Source organism: Amycolatopsis sp. NPDC004625 (genome assembly GCF_040609695.1).
GTDB lineage: Bacteria > Actinomycetota > Actinomycetes > Mycobacteriales > Pseudonocardiaceae > Amycolatopsis.
In genome coordinates this window covers 18,956-40,006 of record NZ_JBEXKX010000007.1, presented here as the reverse complement: position 1 = coordinate 40,006, position 21,051 = coordinate 18,956, and the positions used below count along the sequence as shown (strand labels likewise).

Below are 21,051 nucleotides of genomic sequence, written 5' to 3'. Positions count from 1 at the left end.
CCATCCTGGCCGAGGGCTCAGCCGCCGAACTTGCGGACCGCCTGGTAGTACGTCCATGCCGCGCCCTTGCACGCCACGTTCGACCCGCACACGCTCTTCAGGTCCGTGTACAGGTTGTCGTCGATCTTCAGCCGGTTCGCCGCCGTGAAGCGGCCCTGCTTCTTGTAGTTGCGGTAGCCGAAGTCGTGCCGATGGCAGCCCGGCAGGAACTGCCAGCCGAACGGGGTGTCCGGGGACCACGAGCAGCCGTCCGACGACCAGTCGAGCTGGCCGTTGTAGGGCGCCTGGTTCCGGATCGTCTCGAAGTTCGAGAGGGACGTCGAGAAGAGGTACTGGTCGGTCACGGTCGGGATGTCGACCGCCGCCGCCGTGCCGGCGCCCACCAGGGCGCTCCCGCCGACAGTCACGGCCACCGCGATGGTGGCCCCCAGGTTCCGCAGAGTCGTGCGCATTTTGTGTGTTCCCTGCCGATCAGGTGAGGAATTGACCCGATCATCCTGGGACACCGAGGTGGCGCACGTCACCGCCCGGAAGGATGTCAGGGGGCGAATCCTCGGTGAATAGGGGTGCTCAGAGCTCGAGCAGCATCCGCGAGTTGCCGAGGGTGTTCGGCTTGACGTAGGGCAGGTCCAGGAACTCGGCGACACCCGTGTCGTGCGAGCGCCGCATCTCCTCGTAGACCTCGTGCGACACCGGCGTGCCGTCGATCTCCACGAACCCGTGCCCGGCGAAGAAGCTGGTCTCGAACGTCAGCACGAACAGCCGCCTGAGACCGAGCTCACGTGCCTCGTCGACCAGCCGGGCGACCAGCACGCGCCCGACCCCCTGGCCGCGGACGGCCTTGTCGACCACCACCGTGCGCAGCTCGGCGATGTCCTCCCAGAGCACGTGCAGCGCGGCCGCCCCGACCACTTCGTCACCCACCTCGGCGACCCAGAACTCCTGGACCGCCTCGTACAGCGTGACCAGGTCCTTCTCCAGCAGGACGCGGCCCGCGTCCGAGTCGACCAGGGCCTTGATCTTGCGGACGTCGGCGATCCGGGCGCGGCGGACGGTCGGGCGGGGCGAGTCGGACGGCACGATCCTCAACCCTGCCACACGGCCCGGCGCGCGCGGCGGCTACTCGCTTTTCGGGGGTCCGGGTGGTGAAGCCCCCGGCCCGGGGCGAAGCCCCGGTTGCCACGACCGGGCCACGCCGTCGTCGGGCCGCCCGGGACCGGCGGCTACCCTGAACGTCGTGCCTTCCCCTGCCACGGACCCAGCCGCCCCCCGACGCGTCTCCCTGCTGACCCTGGGCTGCGCCCGCAACGAGGTCGACTCGGAGGAGCTGGCGGGCCGGCTCGCGGCCGGCGGCTGGGAGCTGGCGGCCGACCCCGAGGACTCCGACGTCGTGGTGGTCAACACCTGCGGCTTCGTCGAATCGGCCAAAAAGGACTCCGTCGACACGCTGCTCGCCGCGTCCGACACGGGCAAGAAGGTCGTCGCGGTCGGCTGCATGGCCGAGCGCTACGGGCACGAGCTCGCCGACAGCCTCCCCGAGGCCGACGCGGTGCTGGGTTTCGACCACTACGCCGAACTGTCCGACCGGCTCGACGACGTCGTCGCGGGCCGCAAAGTCGCTTCGCACACGCCGGGCGACCGCCGCAAACTGCTGCCGATCAGCCCGGTCGAACGGCCCGCCGCCGCCGAGACGGTGGAGGTCCCCGGCCACGCGCAGAAGGGCTGGGGTCCGCGGGTGCTGCGCACGCGCCTCGACGATTCGCCGGTCGCCGCGCTGAAGATCGCCTCCGGCTGCGACCGGCGCTGCTCCTTCTGCGCGATCCCGTCGTTCCGCGGCTCGTTCGTCTCGCGGCAGCCCGACGAGATCGTCGCCGAGGCCATGTGGCTGGCCGAACACGGCGTCAAGGAACTGTTCCTGGTCAGCGAGAACTCGACGTCCTACGGCAAGGACTTCGGCCGCGACGGCGCCACCGCGCTGGAGCGGCTGCTGCCGCGCCTGGCGGAGGTCGACGGCATCGAGCGCGTCCGCGTCTCCTACCTGCAGCCGGCCGAGACGCGCCCGCAGCTGGTCAAGGCCATCGCGACCACGCCGGGCGTCGCCGAGTACTTCGACCTGTCCTTCCAGCACTCGAGCGAGCAGGTGCTGCGGCGGATGCGCCGGTTCGGCTCGACGGACTCGTTCCTCGCGCTGTGCGAGCAGATCCGCGAGTACGCGCCCGAGGCCGGCATCCGGACCAACGTCATCGTCGGGTTCCCCGGCGAGACCGAGCACGACCTTTCGGAGCTCGAGCGGTTCCTGACCGGGGCGCGGCTCGACGCCGTCGGCGTCTTCGGCTACTCGGACGAGGACGGCACCGAGGCCGAGACCTTCGAAGGCAAGCTCGACCCCGAAGAGGTGGCGAAGCGCGTCACCAGGATTTCCGCGCTGGTCGAGGAGCTGACCGCGCAGCGCGCCGAAGACCGGATCGGCACGTTCGTCGACGTCCTGGTCGAGCTGGACGACGACGGCGAGCTCACCGGCCGCGCCGCGCACCAGGCCCCGGAGGTCGACGGCGAGTGCGTCATCCTCGACGCGCCGGAGAAGACGCAGGTCGGTGACTTCCTGCGGTGCGAGGTCGTGGACTCGGCGGGCGTCGACCTGATCGTCCGCGCGGTACCGGACGCCGACCGGTGAGTGCGCTGCCGAGCGACGCCGCGGACGAGGGCCTGACGCACGACGGCCCCGCCCAGGTCCCGGCGCCGACCCCGGTCCCGACGCTCAACGTCGCGAACCTCCTGACGCTGTCGCGCCTGGTCCTGGTCCCGCTGTTCGTGATCGCGCTGTTCGTCGGCGACGGCCACGACACGACCTGGCGCGCGATCGCGACGGGGTTGTTCGCGATCGCTTCGGCCACCGACCAGCTGGACGGCTGGGTGGCCCGCAAGTACGGCCTGATCACCGACTTCGGCAAGATCGCCGACCCGATCGCGGACAAGGCGCTGACCGGCGCGGCGCTGGTCGGGCTGAGCGTGTTGGGCGAGCTGGGCTGGTGGGTCACGATCGTCATCGCGGTCCGCGAGATCGGCGTGACCCTGCTGCGCTTCTGGGTGATCCGCCACGGCGTGATCCCGGCCAGCCGCGGCGGCAAGGCGAAGACGCTGGCCCAGATCGCGGCGATCGTGGCGTACCTGCTGCCGCTCCCGGCCGGGGCGGACCCGGTGCGGTGGGCGCTGATGGGGCTGGCGCTGGTGCTGACGGTGGTGACCGGGGTGGACTACCTGATCCGCGCGGTCCGGCTGCGCGCGGCCGGGCGCCGGGTCACCGGGAGCTGAGGTGGCCGAGACCGCCGCCGGGGGTGGCCGGGCTGCCGCTGCGCCTGCCGTCCGTGGTGCGGCTGTCGGGGATGGGCAAACCGCTGCGCCTGCTGCCGGTGGTGCGGCTGCCGGGGATGGGCAAGCCGCTGCGCCTGCCGTCCGTGGTGCCGCTGCCGGGCACGAGCAAGCCGCCGTCCTCGTCGCCGCTCTCACCTCGCGCGGCGAGACCGTCGCCGCCGCCGAGTCGCTGACCGCCGGGCTCGTCTGCGCGACCCTCGCGACCGTGCCGGGCGCGAGCGCGGTCCTGCGCGGCGGCTTCGTCGTCTACGCCACCGAACTCAAGCACCGCCTCGCCGGCGTCGACGCCGCCCTCCTGGCCGAGCACGGTGCCGTCCACGCCGAGGTCGCCGCGCAGCTCGCCGAGGGGGCCCGGGACCGCTGCGGCGCGACCTGGGGCCTCGGCCTCACCGGGGTGGCCGGTCCCGCCGCCCAGGACGGTGCCGCACCGGGTACCGTGCACGTCGGGCTGGCCGGGCCGGGAACACGCACCGTCCGGACCCTCGCCCTCACCGGCGACCGGGACTTGATCAGGACCCGATCGGTCCTGGCGGCGTTTGCCCTGCTCGGGGAACATCTCGCGTGAGACACGCGTTCGCCCTTGGCGTACGTGCACACCAACTCCTGCGCCCGGGGCACCGCTCTGGGTAACGTAGGGGGTACTTGTTCGGAAGGGAGGCGCGTGATGACCGTGCTGTTGCGTGAGGCGATCGGTGATCGGCTCCGTCATGCCCGCACCAACCAGCGTCGTACGCTGCGCGACATCTCCCGCGCCGCCAGGGTCAGCCTCGGCTACCTCTCGGAGGTGGAACGGGGCCAGAAGGAGGCGTCGAGCGAACTGCTCGCGTCCATCTGCCAGGCCCTGGACCTTCCGCTCGGCGAGCTGCTGCACAACGTGGCGGCGGACGTTTCGGCCCTCGACAACGTCGAGGTCGCACCGGTCGACGAGCGGATCGTGGAAGGGACGCCCCGGGAGAAGCGGGGCGCCGAGGCCTCGGCAGCCGGCATCGAGGGCGGCCGCCTGATGTCCGAGCTGATCGGGAACGACCTCGCCGACCTGCGGGTTTCCCCGGCGCCACGGATGAACACCACCCTGCGCACGACGATCGGCCAGCCCAAGCTGGCCTCGACCATCGCGGCGTAAGGGCGTGCAGGGGGCGGAGCGTGCTCGCGGAGTGCGCTCGCCCTGAACGCCCTTCCGCGTGTCATCCGGGGGCCGAGTCCCCGGACCCGCCCGGTGCGAGTTCTGCGGTGTGCGCCGGGTGGAGCTTCGCAGGCCATTCCACCACTTGTTTCGGCTGACGGCCCCGGGCACCCGCCCGGGGCCGTCGGCGTCGGTGCCCGAGGTGCGCCGCCGGGCCTCCGACGTGGGGTTTTGCTGCTTCGAGACGTCCGGCTCCCGCACGCTTTTTCCGGCCACCGACCCCGGGCAACCCGCCCGGGCCCGGCTGCGTTGTCTACGGGTAGTGATCAGGGGTATCCCTGAATTCGGCCGGGTCGCCTGGAACGGACGTGGCCGACCTGACACGATGGAACCCGACGCCGGGGTCGGTGCGTTGCTAGTGCAGGGGAGCGACGCCCCACCACCCCGAGTACCAAGGCCCGTGGGACGCAAGAAGGCAGGCGGAGGAGATGGCCAACCCGTTCGTGAAGTTCTGGAAGTACATGATGGCGGCGTTCTCGTCGAAGATCGACGAGCACGCCGACCCGAAGGTACAGATCCAGCAGGCCATCGAGGAGGCGCAGCGCAACCACCAGGCGCTGACGCAGCAGGCCGCCTCCGTGATCGGCAACCAGCGGCAGCTGGAGATGAAGCTCAACCGGCAGCTCGGCGAGGTGGAGAAGCTGCAGGCCTCGACCCGGCAGGCCCTCGTCCTCGCGGACGAAGCCCGCTCCAAGGGTGACGAGCAGAAGGCCACCGAGTTCGAGAACGCCGCGGAGAGCTTCGCGACGCAGCTGGTCACGGCCGAGCAGAACATCGAGGACCTGAAGACGCTGCACGACCAGTCGCTGCAGGCCGCGGCCCAGGCCAAGAAGGCCGTGGAGCGCAACTCGCAGATGCTGCAGCAGAAGCTCGCCGAGCGCACCAAGCTGCTCTCGCAGCTGGAGCAGGCGAAGATGCAGGAGCAGGTCTCCGCCTCGCTCAACCAGATGAGCCAGCTGGCCGCACCGGGCAACACGCCGTCGCTGGAAGAGGTCCGCGACAAGATCGAGAAGCGCTACACCACGGCGCTGGGCTCGGCCGAACTCGCCCAGAACTCGGTCCAGGGGCGCATGATGGAGGTCCAGGCTTCCACCACGCAGCTGGCCGGCCAGTCGCGGCTGCAGCAGATCCGCGCGTCGATGCACGGTGACTCGGTCGCGCAGGTTACGGACGGCGGCAAGACGGCCCAGGCGCCGGCCAGCAGCTCGGCCGACATCCAGCGCGAGATCCAGGCGCGCGTGCAGGCCGAGCAGGGCAAGAACCCGGCCTGACCGGGGCCGACCGTTCCAAGGGGGCGCGTGATGGGGCAGCAGGGCAGACGACGTGACTTCGGCGAGCTGAGCGCGAAGCTGGAGAAGCACATCGAGAAGCTGCCCGACTACGCCGTCCGCGCCCAGGAAAAGCTCCAGAAGGTGCAGAAGTACTTCCCGCCGGCCGAGCAGGCCGGCGGGAAGCCCGCCCGTCCCAACCCGCTGCAGCGCCCGCCGGTGCGGCGGCCCGACATGACGGCCTCGCTGTCGTCGATGGCCAACCAGGTCCCGGCGTTCGCCGAGGCCCGCGCCAAGTGGGACCGCTGGAACCACCCGGCCGCGAAACTGGAACGCCGCAAGCGCCGGACGTCGAAGGCGCTGACGCTGTGGATCATCCTGACGATCCTGTGCCTCGTCGTGACGGTGGCCGCCGCGGTGGGCTGGCTCAGCCCGACCAGCGCCGCGATGATGCCGCAGGCGATCACCGCGTTCGCCGGCGCGGTCATCTTCGGCACGTTCAGCGTTCGCTCCGGCCTCAAGCTGCGCGACCTCAAGCGCACCCCGATCCCGGCGGCCCCCGCCGGCCCGCCCCCGCTGCCGCCCGCCCGGTCGGCGGCCCGCGAGCCGATGGAACGGCTCGCCGAGTGCGAGGCGTCCCTGACCGAGCTGCTGCGTCAGCTGTCAGTGCCGTCTTCGGTGGGGACCACGCCGGTCTCGGAAGTGTCGGTCGCGGACGCCCGCCAGACGGCCGCCGAGGCGGCCGCCGCCCTGCGCGGTCTGGCCGGGCGCATCCAGGCGATCGAACGCGGCCGCGACTCCGCGCCCGCCCGCGAAAAGGCGGCCCTGGACGCGGCGGTCGGCAAGCTCCGTGAGCAGCTCGAAGACGGCCTCGAGGGCTACCGCGGCCTGGTCGCCGCGGCCGGCCACACGGTCGCCGCTTCGAGCGACGGCCTGGTGACGTCCAAGCAGGCCCTCACCGACGCCACCGACCACCTGGCCGGCCTCGCCATGGCCCTCCGCGAACTCTCCTGACCCCACCTCAGGCGTGCGGCAAGGGGCATCACGCGTGTCCCCACAGGCATCACGCGTGATTGGCGGGGCATCACCGCGATGCCCCGCCAGTCACGCGAGATGCCCGTCGAATCACGCGTGATGCCCTGCCAATCACGGGATTTTCGGGCTTCGTCACGCGGATTCGGGCTTTGCTGAGCCATCAGGATCTCAAACTCGGCCGTTCGGGTGCCGCCATCCGGCCGCCGGCCCGGGTCGTCACCGCGCGTGCGTGATCGTGCGTTTCACCCCGGCGTCGCCCCCTGTTCACCTCTTGGTGCCGAAACCCGCGCGTAATCGGAAACTGATGGCGACGGAAACGTCGGCCACCTAACGTTTCTCTCATGCATGCCGAGGTGTCACTCGCCGGGAGGCCCGCCGTGGACTGAGGTTCGCCGGCGCCGACCGTACACAGTGGACTTTCTCGACCGCCGAGGAAAGGACGCCCCGTGAACACGCTCCCGCCGGACCCGGACCCCGTGCCCACCACCCCGCCCACCGCCTCCCAGCGCGTCATCGCCGCCTTCGAGCGGCTCACCGAAGCCGGCCGCCCCGACCTCTGGACCACCCTCCGCGCCGTCGAAGACGTCCTCGTCGACGCCAAGGCCGTCGACGAGCGCGTCACGGCGGGGGAGGACCTGCCGCTGGCCGGCACGGTCATCGCCGTCCAGGACCGGATCGACGTCGCCCAGCAGCCGTCCGGCCACGGCGTCGCGGAAACCAGCGCGCCCGTCGTCGCGCGGCTCACCGCGGCCGGTGCCGTCGTGCTCGGCAAGACCGGCGCCGGCTCGATCTCCGGCGCCTGGGACCGCACCAAGGTCGGCGGTGACGGCGCCGCGGTCGCCGTCGCGCTCGGCGTCGTCGACCTGGCCCTGAGCACCGGTGGCGCGGTCCCGGCGGCGCTGAACGCCGTCGCCGCGGTGAAGCCGACGCGCGGCCTGCTGCCCGCCGCCGACCACGTCTCCGTGTACACGAAGAGCCTGGTCACGGCCCACCGCGCCCTCACCTCGATGACCGGCGGCGACCGCACCTGGCCCGCCGACGTCCGCCTCGGCGCCGGCGAGCACCCCCGGATCGCCTATCCCACCGGCCTGCCCCTCGGCGAAGCCGCGAGCCTCGCGCTCCGGACCGTCGTCGCCCGGCTTGAGGCCGCGGGGGCGATCCTCACCCCGATCTCCGCACCCGAGCGGGGTTTCGACGGGTTCGACGCCCTCGTCGTGCCGACCGTGCCGGACCACCCGGGGATCGCCGAAGCGCTGGCCGACCCGGCCGGCGTGGGGCACCGCCTGGCCGCCTGCACCGCCTTCGCGAACCTCCTCGACGTGGCCGCGGTGACCGTCCCGGTGCTGCCGGGCGACCGCCGTCCCTTCGGCGTCACCTTCCTGACGCGCGCGTTCGAAGACCAGATCGCCCTCGACCTGGCGACCGTCTGCACGGACGAGCCGATGACGCCCTACCCCGAGCCGGGCGAAGACGTCGTCGTGTTCGGCGCCCACCTGCGCGGGCAGCCGCTCAACGCCGAACTCACCGCCCTCGGCGCCCGCTTCACCGGACCGGTCCGGACCATCGAGGCCTACCGGATGGTGCTGCTGCCCACCGAACCGCCGCAGCCGGGCGTGCTCCCGGGCGGCTGCGGCCTGGACGGCGAGCGCTGGCGCCTCTCGCCGGCCGCGTTCGAGCGGTTCGCCGCCGGCCTGAAGGAGCCGTTCGTGCTCGACCGCGTCGAGCTGGAGGACGGCACCGCCCCGCTGGCCGTCCGGTGCCTGACGGCGGACGGGCCCGGCCTGGAGCGCTACGAATCCTGGCGCGGTTACGTGCGCTTCGCGTCTACCGCCGGGCTGCGAGGCCCCGGCTGACCCGGCGCACCAGACCCGGCCCGTGCAGCGCGAAGCCCGTGTAGAGCTGCACCAGCGACGCCCCCGCGTCGACGAGCCGGATCGCGTCGTCCGGGCCCATGATCCCGCCGACGCCGATGATCGGCAGGCGCCCGCCGGTGTGGTCGTGCACGAACCGCACGACCTCGGCCGCGCGGGTGGTCAGCGGCCGGCCGGACAGACCTCCCGCCTGTCCGGCCAGGCTGCTCTCCGCGGCCGCGACGCCGTCGCGCGCCAACGTCGTGTTCGTGGCGATGATCCCGGCGACGCCGTGCTCGAGCGCCACCTCCAGCAGCTCGGCCAGCGCCTCGTCGGTCAGGTCGGGCGCGACCTTCACCAGCACCGGCGTCGCGGGGCCGGCACCGGCGAGCTCAAGGGACGTCGCCCGCAGCTCGCCGAGCAGTTCGGCGAGCGCGGTGCGGTCCTGCAGCTGCCGCAACCCGGGGGTGTTCGGCGAGCTGACGTTGATCGCGAAGTAGTCGGCGTACGGGTGCAGGGCACGCAGGGAGAACCGGTAGTCCTCGACGGCGTCCTCGAGCGGGGTCACCTTCGACTTGCCGATGCTGATCCCGAGCGGCACGCCGGGTTTCCCGTCGCGGGCGAGCTTCGCCGCGAGGGCTTCCGCGCCGTCGTTGTTGAAACCCATGCGGTTGATCACCGCGTCGGAGGCGGGGAGGCTGAACAGGCGCGGCTTGGGGTTGCCCGGCTGCGCCAGCCGCGTCACCGTGCCGACCTCGACGAAACCGAAGCCCAGCGCGGCCCACGCGGACAGCGCGCGGCCGTTCTTGTCCATCCCGGCGGCCAGGCCGACGCGGTTGGGGAAGCGCAGGCCCAGCACCGTCACCGGGTCGTCGACGCGGAGGGCGCCGCCGAGCGCGGGCGCGGCCTTGCCGAGCCGGGCCAGGACGCCGATCGTGCGCTCGTGCACCAGCTCGGGGTCGTGGTAGGAGAGCCGGTACAGCGCCGGGCGGACGATCTTGTCGAAGAACACGCCCCCATGCTGCCAAATCGCCCGGGGCCCGCGACCGGAGCGTCACCCCCGCGTGAACGGGACCACTCAGTCGCGGTCCTTCCACTCGTCTTCGAGCATCGCGTAGATGAGCTCGTCGGTCCACTCGCCCTTGACGATCTCGTTCTCCTTCAGGTGCGCTTCCTTGCGCATGCCCAGGCGTTCCATCAGCGCGGCCGACGCGGTGTTCCGGCCGTCGCAGCGGCCGATGATGCGGTGCAGCCCCAGGTCCTCGAACCCCAGCCGCAGCAGTTCCGTGGCCGCCTCCGCGGCCAGGCCCTTGCCGTGGTGGTCGGGGTGGAAGACGAACCCGATCTCGCCCTGCCGGTGTTCGCTGCTGAGCCACTCCAGGTTCAGGTCGCCGATCAGCTGGCCGGTCGTGGCCAGTTCGACCGCCACGGCCAGCAGCTGCCCTTCCTTCGTCAACGTCGAGCTGTGCACCCGTTTGGCGAGCGCCGCGGCGGACTCGGCGCGGCTGCGTGGCCCCCAGTACAGGTAACGGGCGACGTCGGCGCGGGACTGGAAGGAGTTCAACGCGTCGAGGTCCTCGGGCGTGAACGGGCGCAGGAGCAGGCGTTCCGTGGTGATCGGGTAGTCGGGCCTGAGCATGCGTCCAGGCTAGCGAGGTTCAGCCGTCCGGGGGACAGAACAGCGGAACGCTGATCGCCGGACGGTCGTCTTACGACGCCGGAAGGCATGACCTGCACAAATGAGCGGGCTGTATCGATCATTGCCCATCCGGCCACAGCCACGGCCGATCACTCTCGAGCAACAGTTGCGTGCCGCTCGGAGGGCGGCCTGCTTTTGGCCGGATGGGCAATAAGGAACCCCCGGGGCGGCTCTCAAGCGCCGTCAAACGCCTGAGCCCGAGCCGGACTGGTGCTCGGGAACCCCGGGGGCACGGTGACTGCCTGGTATTCGCTATCAGGCACCACGTGAAGCAGGCGATGAGCCGAAGGTGGCTCAGTTGTATCGCTGCTCAAAGTCCTCCACGTACCCTCCGCTAGCGGACAGTCACCTCACGAGTCCTGTTGGAATACAACTTAGGACCACCTCCTTTCTCGTGTACTTCCACGCTAGGTGAAGTTCGCGGTGCCGTGCAACGTCATTTTCGGGCCAGCACAGCTGTGATCTCGCTCCGCAGGACGGCTTTCCGCCGCTCGTCGAGGAAGGAGGCGTCCACGGCGTTCTCCGCGAGCCTGGCCAGCTCGGCCGCGGTGAGCCCGAGCGTCTCGGCGACGGCGACGTACTCACCGGTGAGCGTGGCGCCGAACATCGGCGGGTCGTCGGTGTTCAGCGTCACGAGGACGCCGTGGTCGAGCATGCGCCGCACCGGGTGCGCGTCCAGGGACGGGACCTGCCCGGTCCGCACGTTCGACGTCGGGCACACTTCGAGCGGGATGCGTTGCGCGGCAAGGTACTCAAGCAGGTTCGGGTCGGCCGCGCAGCTGGTGCCGTGCCCGATCCGCTCGGCGCCGAGGTCGTGCAGCGCGGACCAGATCGTGGCCGGTCCGGTGGTCTCCCCGGCGTGCGGGACGCTGTGCAGCCCGGCTTCGCGCGCCCGCGTGAAGAACGGCTCGAACTGCGCGCGTCCGACGCCGAGTTCCGGGCCGCCGAGCCCGAACGACACCAGGCCCTCGGGGCGTTCGCGCAGCGCGAACACGAGTGTTTCTCGTCCGGCCTGGATGCCCTTTTCGCCCGGGATGTCGAAGCACCAGGCCAGTTCCACGCCCAGTTCGGCGGCGCGGGCCCGGCCGGTTTCGAGCCCGGACAGCAGCTCGTCGCCGGGCATGCCGTCGAGCAGGTGGTTGTACGGCGTCACGGTCACTTCGGCGTAGCGGCAGTTGTGCGCGGCGAGATCCGCCGCCAGGCCCGTCACGAGGGTGTGGACGTCGTGGCGGTCGCGGACCAGCGAGGTGACCGCGAGGTACACGGTGAGGAAGTGGGCGAAGTCGCGGAAGGTGAAGAACTCCGCCAGCTCGCGTTCGTCGGTGGGGACGCCGGCGGCGGGGCGGCGCCGGGCCAGCTCCAGCACGGTCGGCAGGCTCGCCGAGCCGACCAGGTGGACGTGCAGTTCGACCTTGGGCAGGGCGTGCGCGAACGCGCGCAGCGCCTGCCCGGTTCGGATTCCGGGCATGACCGAGCTTCCTGAGTGTTCGGATGGGGTGACGGGAGGAGCGCGCGCGGCTCAGGGAGCGAGGTCGCCGCGTTCGGTGTCGGCCCCGTAGAGCGGGAGCTTGAACGTCGTCACGTGACCCAGCTTACTGCGCCGGGTACGGGCCTGTCTGGTCCTTCGGGCAGAACCACGTCGGCCGCCGCCGGACGTCGTGGCCCTGGGTGCGGACCAGGAGCTTGCCGCCGCAGCGGAAGCAGCCCTGGCGCGTCCGCTCGTAGACCCAGTTCTTGCGGTTGCGGTCGAAGTGGCCGGTGGTGCTCTGGTCGAACCGCCCGGAGCGGGCGTTGGCCAGCAACAGCCTGCGGGCCAGTGTGACCGTCTGTTCGGCGTCCACTTCGGACACCGGGGTCCACGGCGTGACGCCGAGCAGGAAAGCGATTTCGCACTTGTAGAGGTTGCCGACACCCGCCAGCACGCGCTGGTCGAGCAGGGCGATGCCGAGCTCCTGGGCGGGGTCGGCGGTCAGGTTCGCGACCGCCTGCTTCAGGTGGTCTTCGGTCCACTGTGGATCCAGCACGTCCGGGCCGAGGTGGGCGACCAGGTCGTGTTCCTTGTGAGTGGCCACGAGTTTGAGGTCGTGCACGCGGAAGCCGATCACCTGGACGTCGGCCGCGGTGAAGATCACGCGGGCGTGGTGGCCGGGCCGGCGCCACTTCGCGCCGGCCGGGTAGACGTCCCACATGCCGTCCATCATCAGGTGCGAGTGCAGGGTCAGGTCGCCGGAGAAGCGGGTGAACAGGTGCTTGCCGACCGTCCCGACGCCGAGCACCTTACGCCCGGCGAGGTCCACAGTGGCCAGCTGGGGCACGCGGAACTCCCCGCGCAGCAACGTCTTCCCGGTCATCGCGGTGGCGAAGCGCTTCGCGACCAGGTAGACGGTGTCACCTTCGGGCACGGCTCACCCCGCGGATTCGGACACCTCGGCCGGTGCCTCGGGCGTCTCCGGGGCCGGGCCTTCGGGCCAGTCCGGGCCCTCGGGGTCCTCGCCGGCGATGCGGTGGCGCCCCGCCCGGTTCGACCGCAGGATCTTGGCCAGCACCATGTTGAACGTGAGGGCGATTTCCTGCGCGCCGGGCGAGTGCCACTCGTGGATCGGGCTGCACGCACCCTGCGCCTGCTGCACGGCCAGCCGGTCGGTGATCGCCGTCGGCATCACCAGCGAGCCGAAGTTCTCACGCAGCTCGGCGATCCGGAACTGGTGCTCGTAGGAGCGCACGCGCAGCTTGTTCACCAGGACGCCGATCGGGCGCAGCCGCGGGTTGAGCTCCTTGCGGATCTTCTCGATCGCCTCCAGGGCGCGGGACGCCCCGGCGACGGCGTACATCGTCGGCTCGGTGACGATGAGCGCGCTGTCCGCGGCCACCAGGGCCGACTTCGTCAGCCGGCCCAGCGACGGCGGGCAGTCGAGGATCACCAGCTCGTACGGCGTTTCGTGCAGCGGCTCGCGGTGCAGCTCGTCCAGGGCGCGGGAGAAGTTCGCCAGGCGCTCGCTGTCGGCGTCCGGGTCGTTGAGCAGCTCCAGCTCTTCGGCGCCGACGAGGACGTCGACGTCCTCGCTCCAGACGCTCGGCGCGATCGCGCGCTCGAGCATCTCCCGGGTGGGGGTTTCGAGCACGTCCGCGAGGGTGGCGTCGGTGAAGGGCGGGTCGAGCGAGGTGGTGGCGTTGCCCTGCGGGTCGAGGTCCACCACCAGGGTCCGGGTGCCCCTACGCAGGGCGGCGGACGCGACACCGAGAGCGACCGTCGTCTTGCCGACGCCTCCCTTGAGGCTGAGTACGGCGACCGTGTGCACGTTCTCCAGCCTACGGGTGCGGCCGCACGGCGCCGCCGGGCAAGGGCCGTTCACTCGAAGGGAGGAGCTCGGGAGGCGGCGGGGGCCGGGCACTACCCTGTGCGACATGAAGACGGAGACCGTGGCCGCCCGGGGTTCGGGCGCCGTCCGCCGGGTGCTCGAGGCCGAGATCGAGGCCGCCCGCGCCCGCGGCGCCGAGCACCCCCTCGTCGTCGACGTCGGCGGGGGCAGCGGCGGCTGGGCCGTGCCGTTCGCGGCGGCGGGCTGCCGGGTGACGGTCGTCGAGCCGAGCCCGAACGCGCTGGCCACGCTGCAGCGCCGGGCCGGGGAAGAGGGCGTCTCCGAGCTGATCACGGTGGTCGCGGACGACTCCGACGCGCTGGGCCGGCACGTCGAGGCGGGGTCGGCGGACCTGGTGCTGGCGCACGGGCTGCTGGAGATCGTCGACGACCCGGCGGCGGTGCTCACGGCCCTCGCGACGGCGGTCGCGCCGGGCGGCGCGGTGTCGGTGCTGGTGGCGAACCGCCACGCGGCGGTGTTGCACCGCGCGCTGGCGGGGCGCGTCGGCGAGGCCCAGCGGCTGCTCGAGAGCGCGGACGGGGTCGCCCCGGGTGACACGGTGCTGCGCCGGTTCTCCGCCGACGGCCTGCGGGCCGGCCTGGAAGCGGCCGGCCTCGAAGTCACGCTGCTGCAGGGCGACCGGGTGATCTCGGACCTGGTGCCCGGCGACGTCCGCGACGACGAGCTGGCGGCGTTCGAGCGGGCGGCGGCGGCGTCGCCGGCGTTGCGCGACATCGCGGGCCGGCTGCACGCGGTCGCCCGGCCGGCCTGAGGTTTTCCGCCGTCGCGCTGCCGGTGATCGAAAACTGTCGGTGGTGGGCGGTAGCGTCCCCGGCGTGGGACGAAATGCCGAGTTGCCGGGCGGAATGGGCCGGTTCAAGGTCCGGCCGGGCGAGCCGGTGCCGGACGACACCGGGTGCGGGCTGCTGCACGTCGACATGGACGCGTTCTTCGTGTCGGTGGAGCTGCGGACCCGGCCCGAGCTGGCGGACAAGCCGGTGGTCGTGTCCGGAGGCGGCCCGCGGGCGGTGGTGGCCGCGGCGAACTACCCGGCGCGGAAGTTCGGCGTGCGCTCGGCGATGCCGTTCTCGACGGCGAAGCGGCTGTGCCCGCACCTGATCAACATCCCGCCGACGTCGGGGCTGTACGGCTCGGTGTCCCGCGGGGTGATGGGCATCTTCCGCGAGCTGACGCCGCTGGTCGAGCCGCTGAGCCTGGACGAGGCGTTCCTGGACGTCAGCGGGGCGTTGCGGCGGCTGGGCGCAACGCCGGCTTCGCTGGGCGCGCAGCTGCGCGCGCGGGTCGAGGCCGAGCACGGGATCACCTGCTCGGTCGGGGTGGCGAAGGTCAAGTTCGTGGCGAAGCTCGCCTCGGGGATGGCGAAGCCGGACGGCATGGTCGTGGTGCCGGCGGCGGAGACCCTGGCGTTCCTGCACCCGCTGCCGGTGTCGGCGCTGTGGGGCGTGGGCGAGCGGACGGAGGAGAACCTGCGCCGCCTGGGCCTGGAGACGATCGCCGACGTCGCGGCCTTCCCGCCGGAGCGGCTGAAGAAGTCGCTGGGCGCGGCGCTCGGCGAGCACCTGTACCGGCTGGCCCACGGCGTGGACGAGCGCGCGGTGGTGGTCGACGCCCCGGAGAAGTCGATCGGCGCGGAGCACACGTTCGACGTCGACCGGCATGACCGGGCCGCGCTCGGTCTGGAGCTGCTCCGGCTGTCCGAGCGGGTGGGGGCGACGTTGCGGGCGCGGGCGGTGCGCGGCCGGACGGTCTCGATCAAGGTGCGGTTCGCGGATTTCCGGACGATCACGAGGGCCCGCACACTGGTCTCGGCGACGGACGTGGCCCGGGAGATCCACGCGGTGGCGGTGGCGCTGCTGGCGGAACACGCCCCGGCGGGGGCGGTGCGGCTGATCGGGGTCCGGGTGGAGGGGCTGGACACGGGGGAGGCGGGGGAGCAGCTGGTGTTCGAATCCCCGGTGCCGAGGTGGCGCGACGCGGAGGTGGCGGCGGACGTGGCGAGGTCGAAGTTCGGCTCCGCCGCGGTGCGGCCGGCTTCGTTGCTGGCGCCGCGGGAGGGGTGAGGGCTGGTTCTGGTTCGCTGGCTGTGGAGCTCGGTGTTGCCTGGCGCGGGGATGCTGTCTCTTGGGATGCCGCCTCGATGGCCTCGCGTCGGCTTGGCCGTCGCCGAGCCCGCCCAGTCCGGCTTGCCGAGCTCTTGGTGAGCCGCTGGCCGGCCTGATCGCGGCGGTGAAGGCCACCCTCGCACCCGGTGCCGGGCGGCCGATCACCCGGCGTGATCCGGGGCGCGGTGGGCGTTCCCCCACAACGTCGAACATGCGGTAAAACGGTCACCCTGGGCTACGGTGACCGTCCGCAACACCCCGCGGGCCGGATTTAGCCCAATTCGATCCCTTCTGGATGCGGGATCGGGTAGTCGTGCGGGCGCGGGCCTCGTATCCTGGACAGTGCCACCCCGCCTGGGGTTGGCTGTTGGGTCCAGGACGTTGCGCGGCCCGGCGCCCGCGACAGCTGTGCCGGAGGAGGAAAGATGCCACTCTCCGAGCATGAGCAGCGGCTGCTCGATCAAATCGAGCGCGAGCTCTATGCCGAGGACCCCAAGTTCGCATCCACGGTGCGTGGCACCCGGTTGCGTCGCCCCGCTCGCCGACGGCGTATTCAGGGCATCGCCCTGTTCGTAGTGGGCGTGGCCCTGCTGGTGCTGGGCGTGGTGGTGCCGCAGTTCCGGGTGGCCGACATCCCGCTGATCAGCGTGCTCGGGTTCCTCGTGATGTTCTTCGGAGTCATGATGGCCGTCACATCGATTCGGCACGGCGCCGAAGGAGACGGCAAGGGCGGTGGATCGGGCGCACGCGGCGGCAAGCAAGCAGGCCGCCGGAGTTCCTTCACCCAGAGGATGGAAGAGCGCTTCCGCCAGCGCTTCGAGGAGCAGTAGCGCCGCAAGACCAGAGATCCGCGTCCCGCCGTTCGGCGGGACGCGGATCTTCTTGTGTGCTCACACACCCTCAGTCGCCCGCCCGCGGCTGGCGTAACAGTGGGTGACCCCCACAAGGGTGAGCCCCCGCACGCCCAACCCGCGTGATCACCGCCCGACCCCGCGCAACCCGAGCCGGCACCCGCGTGATCAGCCGGGCATCTCGCGTGATTGAGCGGGCATCTCGCGTGACTGGCGGGGCATCACGCTGATGCCCCGGGGATCACGCGAGATGCCCCTCCCCGCACGAGTGATGCCTCCCTGATCACGGGTGATGCCCCGCTGATCACGCGTGATGCCCCTCGGGTCACGCGTGATGCCTGGAGGCGCTCGTCAGTCGCGGTTGCGGAAGACCGACCGTGGGAACAGGCGTCCCTTCCACGAAAGGGGTGCGTTTCGGCGCAAGCTTCGCCGGAGTCCGTCGAAAGCCGGCTGGAGTTCCGGCTGAGGCGTCTCGTCCTCGCCGTACCACGATCGCTCCAGTGCGCCGATGACCGTCCGGAGCTCCTCGCGGCCTTCGTCGTCCAGGTGGTGCTTCGCCGCCAGCTTCTGGCCGGCCACGCGGACCGTGTCGCTGCTCGGGATCGGCAGGCCGCGGTCGGCGCACTCCGCGCGCAGCTCCGCCCACGCCGCGTCGGCCGCGCCCGGTTGCTGCTGGACGATGCGCTGCAGGCGCCGTCGGCGGATTGCCTCGCGGACCATCGCCGGGCCCGCCACCAGCAGTAACGCCAGCACCACCAGTACACCCAGCCACCACGACACCGTCGCCGCCAGCAGGCCGAGCGCGGTGATCCACAACCCGGCCGCCAGCAGGGGGAGCCAGCCGAGCAGGGCCTGCGTCCGGGATGGGGCGGCCGCCGGCGGGGCCGCCCGTACCAGCAACGACCCTTCGCTTCGGTCGCCGGGCGCCGGGCCGGCCTCCGGGAGTGGCGCCGGCGGTGTGGCATTTCGCCTGCGCCCGTTGTTGAGCAGCCGCCGCAGCAGGGCCGCGACGACCAGCGCGCCCGCGCCCAGCAACGCGAGCACCAGCGCGAAGTTGAACAACCAGCCATCGCTGCCCGAAGCGTCCTTCGCCGCCTGGGTCGGGAGGTTCTGCTCGGTGTCGCGCGGGACGCCGGTCGGCGCCGCGCTCGACTGGACCGTGCTCGGCGCCACCTGGGTGTCGTCCGGCTGGGTGCCGTCCTGCGGGCCGGCCTGCAGGTACGACGGGGTGATGCCGCGGCCGTCCGACAGCGGCGTCGGGTCGAACGTCACCCAGCCCTTGTCGCCGAAGTACGCCTCGACCCACGCGTGCGCGTCCTGGGTGCTGATCGACAGGTAGTCGTTGACCTGCACGCCCGGCGTGAACCCGATCGCCACCCGCGACGGGATGCCCGCCACCCGCAGCATCACGGCCATCGCCGACGCGAACTGCTCGCAGAAGCCGCGCTTGCCGTTGAGGATGAAGTCGGCGAGCGCGTCGGCGTCGTTCGCCGGCGCGGTCTTCGTGTCGTAGACGAACCCGTTCTGCGCCGTGAAGTACCGCCAGATCGCCGACGCCCGGTCGAAGTCGTTGGCCGCGCCGGCGATCAGCTGCTGGGTCTTCGCGCTGACGCGGCCGTCGACCTGGTCGATCTCGGTGTAGCGCGGCGGCAGGTCGTCGACCCGCGCGGTGACCCGCAGCTCGGCCGCCGTCGGTTCCTTCAGCGACGCGTATTCGGTGTACGACGGCGGAGCCTCGCTGCGCGTCGTGAACACCGTGCCGCTGATCTGGTCGTAGAGGTAGCCGTTGGCCGCGCCGTCGATCACCCGCGGCGCGCCGTACACCGGCAGCCAGTTGTCGCGCCAGCTCGTCGGCTCGACGTCGATCTTGCGCGCGGCCCCGGTGCCGTCGTCGCCCGGGGCGGGCGGCAGCCGCGGCCCGACCGGCGTGCCCTGCTGCGAACGGCCTTCGTCGTGCAGGCCCCAGCCCTTGTTGGGGTAGTAGGTGTCCAGCGTCATCGCGCGCAGCAGCCGCCGGTCGGTGCCGAGGCCGCGGACCTTGAACAGCTCGCGGTTGGCGCCCTGGTCGAGCATGCCGCGCAGCTCGGTGAACGGCTGGATGCCGAAGCCGCCGGAGCCCGCGCCGGGGCCGTTCCCGCCGCTGGCGAACGGCATCCGCCCGATGGTGCCGACCCAGGTGATCGCCCCGCCCAGCAGGCCGAGCACGATCGCCGCGCACACGACGGCGACCGGCGCGGACAGCACGCCCGGCTTGCCGCTGCGCCCGGGCGCCTCGCGGGTGCGCCAGCGCCGGTGGCGGTGGTTGCCGTCGACGGCCAGCAGGCCGGCGAACGCGGCGCCGCCGAGCAGGAACGTCCACCACGGCAGCATTTCCTCGCTCAGTGCGGCCGGTACGGCGTACACGCAGAGCAGCACGAGCCCGGTCGCGGCGGGCGCCGCGGCGGCGACGGTGAGGGTGTCGACCAGGACGGCGACGAGCCCGATCAGGATGGTGACGAGGCACAGGATCGGCTGGCTGCCCTCGACCGGCGGCAGCCCGACGCGGATCTGCTCGGCGGCGGCCGACAGCGTGGTCCCGATTTCGGAGAACGCTTCGGGGCCGGGGATCACCTGCAGGATGCCGTGCGTGGTGAAGGCCCCGGTGATGAGGAAGAGCAGGACGACCAGCTGCCCGAGGCCGACGAGGACGGTCGGCACCTGCAGCGACCGCAGCGCGAGCCCGGCGGCGCCGATCAGCAGGACGGCGACGAAGAGGTAGCCGAACCAGGCCAGCCCGGAGACGACGCTGGTGACGGAGGTGGCGGCGCAGAGGGTGGCCAGCCCGGCGGCGACGGGCGCGAGGACGCTGCTGCGCCAGGCGGAAAGGGGCCGGTCGGGCCGAGGCGCGGGGCGCTCGGTCGGACGCGGGGGTGCGGCGGTGCTCATCGCGGGCCCCCGATCAGCACGGGAAGGTGGGTGGACGAACTGGTCCCGGACACGGCAGTCCTCATCGTGGCCCCCCGATCAACGTTCCCCGGCGAGCCCCGCTCCGGCACAACTCGGCCCATACCTGCGGCATCGGCGACCCCGGTCCCGCGACCACGACACCCCAGCCCGCCGCGCGCAGCAGCGCCGCCGAGTCCTCCGTCGCCGCCGCTCGTTGCTCCGGGGCCGTCACCCCGGCCGACCAGGTCGGCGTGTCCAGCAGGACCGCCAAGCTCCTGATCCCGCGCGGGCGGAACTGGGTCAGCTCGTGCACCGCCTCCGTGCTCACCGTGCCGAGGACCGCGATCAGCTCCTGGCCCTCCGCCGGGTCGCCGGCCAGCGTGATGTCGCGCTGGTGGGCCGGTTGCAACGCCGCCAGGGCGTCCAGCACCACGTGGTCGTAGTGGTCGCCGCCGTCGCCGGGGGTGTCGGCCAGCGTCGCGCCGTGCTCGCTCACCAGCCGGACCCGGTGGCCTGACCGGCGCAGGTGCAGCGCCGCCGAGGCCGCGAACGACACCGCCCACTCCAGGCTCGCCGCCGGGCCCGCGCCGTGGTGGGCGGCCGCCCGGTGGTCCAGCAGCACCGTCGTGCCGCCGCGCCACGGGCGCTCCTCCACGCGGACCATGATCTCGTCGCGGCGGGCCGTCGAGCGCCAGTGGACCTTGCGCAGGTCGTCGCCCTGGCGGTACTGGCGGACGATCACGTCGGCCTCGCCCTGGCCGGCGTGCAGCCGGACCGTGCCGTCGTCGCCGACGCCGATGCCCGCGCCGCTCGGCAGGCCCCACAGCGGCACCACGCGGGGCACCACCACCAGCCGCGAATGCCCGATGAGCTCGCGCTCGAACTCGCACAGCCCGAACGGGTCGGTGATGGTCGCCCGCAGCGGCCCGACCTGCTGGATCCCGCGCAGCACCGGCTGCAGGGGGTACCGCAGCGCCACCCGGCGGTCGTGCGGGAGCCGTTCGACGACGAACCGCGGGCGCGAACCGAGCGCGTACGGCACGCCGTCTTCGAGGAGGATCTCCCCGGCCGGCAGCCGGCCGCTGCGCCACAGCTCCAGCTGCACCTCGCCGTTCCCGCCGACTGCCACCCGCTCGGGGCGCAGCGCGCGGGTGGCGCCGATGCGCAGCCGGGTCGCCGAGATGAACACGGCGACCAGCAGCGGCAGCGCCACCACGAACACCGCCACCCGCAGCAGGTCACGCTCGTTGAGCACGAACGAGCACACCGCGGCGGCGATCCCCGCGGCCAGGAGGCAGCGGCCGCGGGTGGTCAGGCCGGACAGGGCACGCAGCATGCCGTTCTCTTCCCCTTCGCCGGACGATTTTTCGGGGGTTCGGGTGGCGG

At 72.3% G+C, this 21,051-nt stretch carries 20 protein-coding genes; 11 read left to right on the top strand and 9 right to left on the bottom strand.

The features are described 5' to 3' along the window. Positions 1-17 precede the first annotated feature (17 nt). Both ABZW17_RS09880 and ABZW17_RS09875 read right to left on the bottom strand, forming a co-directional pair. Positions 18-452 carry a phospholipase gene (locus tag ABZW17_RS09880; protein WP_354811582.1) on the bottom strand — a complete coding sequence of 145 codons (435 nt, stop codon included), beginning with the start codon at positions 450-452 and terminating at the stop codon, positions 18-20. 118 nt (positions 453-570) lie between these two features. Continuing rightward, positions 571-1,080, bottom strand: coding sequence for an amino-acid N-acetyltransferase (locus ABZW17_RS09875; RefSeq protein ID WP_354811580.1), 510 nt, complete (start codon positions 1,078-1,080; stop codon positions 571-573). A 157-nt stretch (positions 1,081-1,237) separates the two neighbouring features. On the opposite strand from ABZW17_RS09875, the gene rimO reads away from it, so the two are divergent. The 8 genes from rimO to ABZW17_RS09835 all read left to right on the top strand — a co-directional run bounded on the left by rimO (position 1,238) and on the right by ABZW17_RS09835 (position 8,711). Beyond that, complete coding sequence (gene rimO / locus ABZW17_RS09870) at positions 1,238-2,674, top strand: 30S ribosomal protein S12 methylthiotransferase RimO (RefSeq protein ID WP_354811578.1); 1,437 nt, start codon at positions 1,238-1,240, stop codon at positions 2,672-2,674. Further along, positions 2,671-3,312, top strand: coding sequence for a CDP-diacylglycerol--glycerol-3-phosphate 3-phosphatidyltransferase (gene pgsA / locus ABZW17_RS09865; RefSeq protein WP_354811576.1), 642 nt, complete (start codon positions 2,671-2,673; stop codon positions 3,310-3,312). The genes rimO and pgsA overlap by 4 nt, the downstream gene beginning before the upstream one ends. Before the next feature lie 23 nt (positions 3,313-3,335). Next, positions 3,336-3,545, top strand: a complete 210-nt coding sequence (locus ABZW17_RS09860) for a hypothetical protein (RefSeq protein ID WP_354812051.1) — start codon at positions 3,336-3,338, stop codon at positions 3,543-3,545. Then, complete coding sequence (locus ABZW17_RS09855; RefSeq protein WP_354812037.1) at positions 3,542-3,937, top strand: CinA family protein; 396 nt, start codon at positions 3,542-3,544, stop codon at positions 3,935-3,937. Before ABZW17_RS09860 ends, ABZW17_RS09855 begins: the two co-directional genes overlap by 4 nt. Positions 3,938-4,036: 99 nt before the next feature. Then, the gene (locus tag ABZW17_RS09850) at positions 4,037-4,495 is read left to right on the top strand and encodes a helix-turn-helix transcriptional regulator (RefSeq protein WP_003066272.1); all 459 of its coding nucleotides are present in this window, start codon (positions 4,037-4,039) and stop codon (positions 4,493-4,495) included. 488 nt (positions 4,496-4,983) lie between these two features. After that, a complete protein-coding gene (locus ABZW17_RS09845) occupies positions 4,984-5,826 on the top strand; it encodes a PspA/IM30 family protein (protein WP_354811574.1) in 843 nt (280 codons plus the stop codon). Positions 5,827-5,856: 30 nt separating this feature from the next. Then, a complete protein-coding gene (locus tag ABZW17_RS09840; protein WP_354811572.1) occupies positions 5,857-6,837 on the top strand; it encodes a hypothetical protein in 981 nt (326 codons plus the stop codon). A 467-nt stretch (positions 6,838-7,304) separates the two neighbouring features. Next, complete coding sequence (locus ABZW17_RS09835) at positions 7,305-8,711, top strand: amidase family protein (protein WP_354811570.1); 1,407 nt, start codon at positions 7,305-7,307, stop codon at positions 8,709-8,711. Here ABZW17_RS09835 and ABZW17_RS09830 read toward each other — a convergent pair. The 5 genes from ABZW17_RS09830 to ABZW17_RS09810 form a co-directional block, all read right to left on the bottom strand. After that, complete coding sequence (locus ABZW17_RS09830; protein ID WP_354811568.1) at positions 8,683-9,720, bottom strand: quinone-dependent dihydroorotate dehydrogenase; 1,038 nt, start codon at positions 9,718-9,720, stop codon at positions 8,683-8,685. The two genes, ABZW17_RS09835 and ABZW17_RS09830, sit on opposite strands and share 29 nt — an antisense overlap. Before the next feature lie 66 nt (positions 9,721-9,786). After that, positions 9,787-10,347, bottom strand: coding sequence for a GNAT family protein (locus ABZW17_RS09825; protein WP_354811566.1), 561 nt, complete (start codon positions 10,345-10,347; stop codon positions 9,787-9,789). 496 nt (positions 10,348-10,843) lie between these two features. Next, a complete protein-coding gene (gene add / locus ABZW17_RS09820) occupies positions 10,844-11,875 on the bottom strand; it encodes an adenosine deaminase (RefSeq protein WP_354811564.1) in 1,032 nt (343 codons plus the stop codon). Between the two features lie 124 nt (positions 11,876-11,999). After that, positions 12,000-12,809: a DNA-formamidopyrimidine glycosylase family protein gene (locus ABZW17_RS09815; RefSeq protein ID WP_354811562.1), complete on the bottom strand. Its 810-nt coding sequence runs from the start codon at positions 12,807-12,809 to the stop codon at positions 12,000-12,002. A gap of 3 nt (positions 12,810-12,812) precedes the next feature. After that, a complete protein-coding gene (locus tag ABZW17_RS09810) occupies positions 12,813-13,706 on the bottom strand; it encodes a ParA family protein (RefSeq protein ID WP_354811560.1) in 894 nt (297 codons plus the stop codon). 106 nt (positions 13,707-13,812) lie between these two features. On the opposite strand from ABZW17_RS09810, the gene ABZW17_RS09805 reads away from it, so the two are divergent. The 3 genes from ABZW17_RS09805 to ABZW17_RS09795 all read left to right on the top strand — a co-directional run bounded on the left by ABZW17_RS09805 (position 13,813) and on the right by ABZW17_RS09795 (position 16,719). Further along, positions 13,813-14,538 carry a methyltransferase domain-containing protein gene (locus ABZW17_RS09805; RefSeq protein ID WP_354811558.1) on the top strand — a complete coding sequence of 242 codons (726 nt, stop codon included), beginning with the start codon at positions 13,813-13,815 and terminating at the stop codon, positions 14,536-14,538. 94 nt (positions 14,539-14,632) lie between these two features. Beyond that, positions 14,633-15,847, top strand: coding sequence for a DNA polymerase IV (gene dinB / locus ABZW17_RS09800; protein WP_354812035.1), 1,215 nt, complete (start codon positions 14,633-14,635; stop codon positions 15,845-15,847). A 467-nt stretch (positions 15,848-16,314) separates the two neighbouring features. Beyond that, positions 16,315-16,719, top strand: a complete 405-nt coding sequence (locus ABZW17_RS09795; RefSeq protein WP_354811556.1) for a DUF3040 domain-containing protein — start codon at positions 16,315-16,317, stop codon at positions 16,717-16,719. A gap of 372 nt (positions 16,720-17,091) precedes the next feature. Here ABZW17_RS09795 and ABZW17_RS09790 read toward each other — a convergent pair whose 3' ends face one another. Beyond that, on the bottom strand, positions 17,092-19,665 hold the full coding sequence (locus ABZW17_RS09790; RefSeq protein ID WP_354811554.1) for a DUF3488 and transglutaminase-like domain-containing protein: 2,574 nt from the start codon (positions 19,663-19,665) through the stop codon (positions 17,092-17,094). A gap of 61 nt (positions 19,666-19,726) precedes the next feature. After that, positions 19,727-21,001: a DUF58 domain-containing protein gene (locus tag ABZW17_RS09785; protein ID WP_354811552.1), complete on the bottom strand. Its 1,275-nt coding sequence runs from the start codon at positions 20,999-21,001 to the stop codon at positions 19,727-19,729. Between the last annotated feature and the right edge of the window lie 50 nt (positions 21,002-21,051).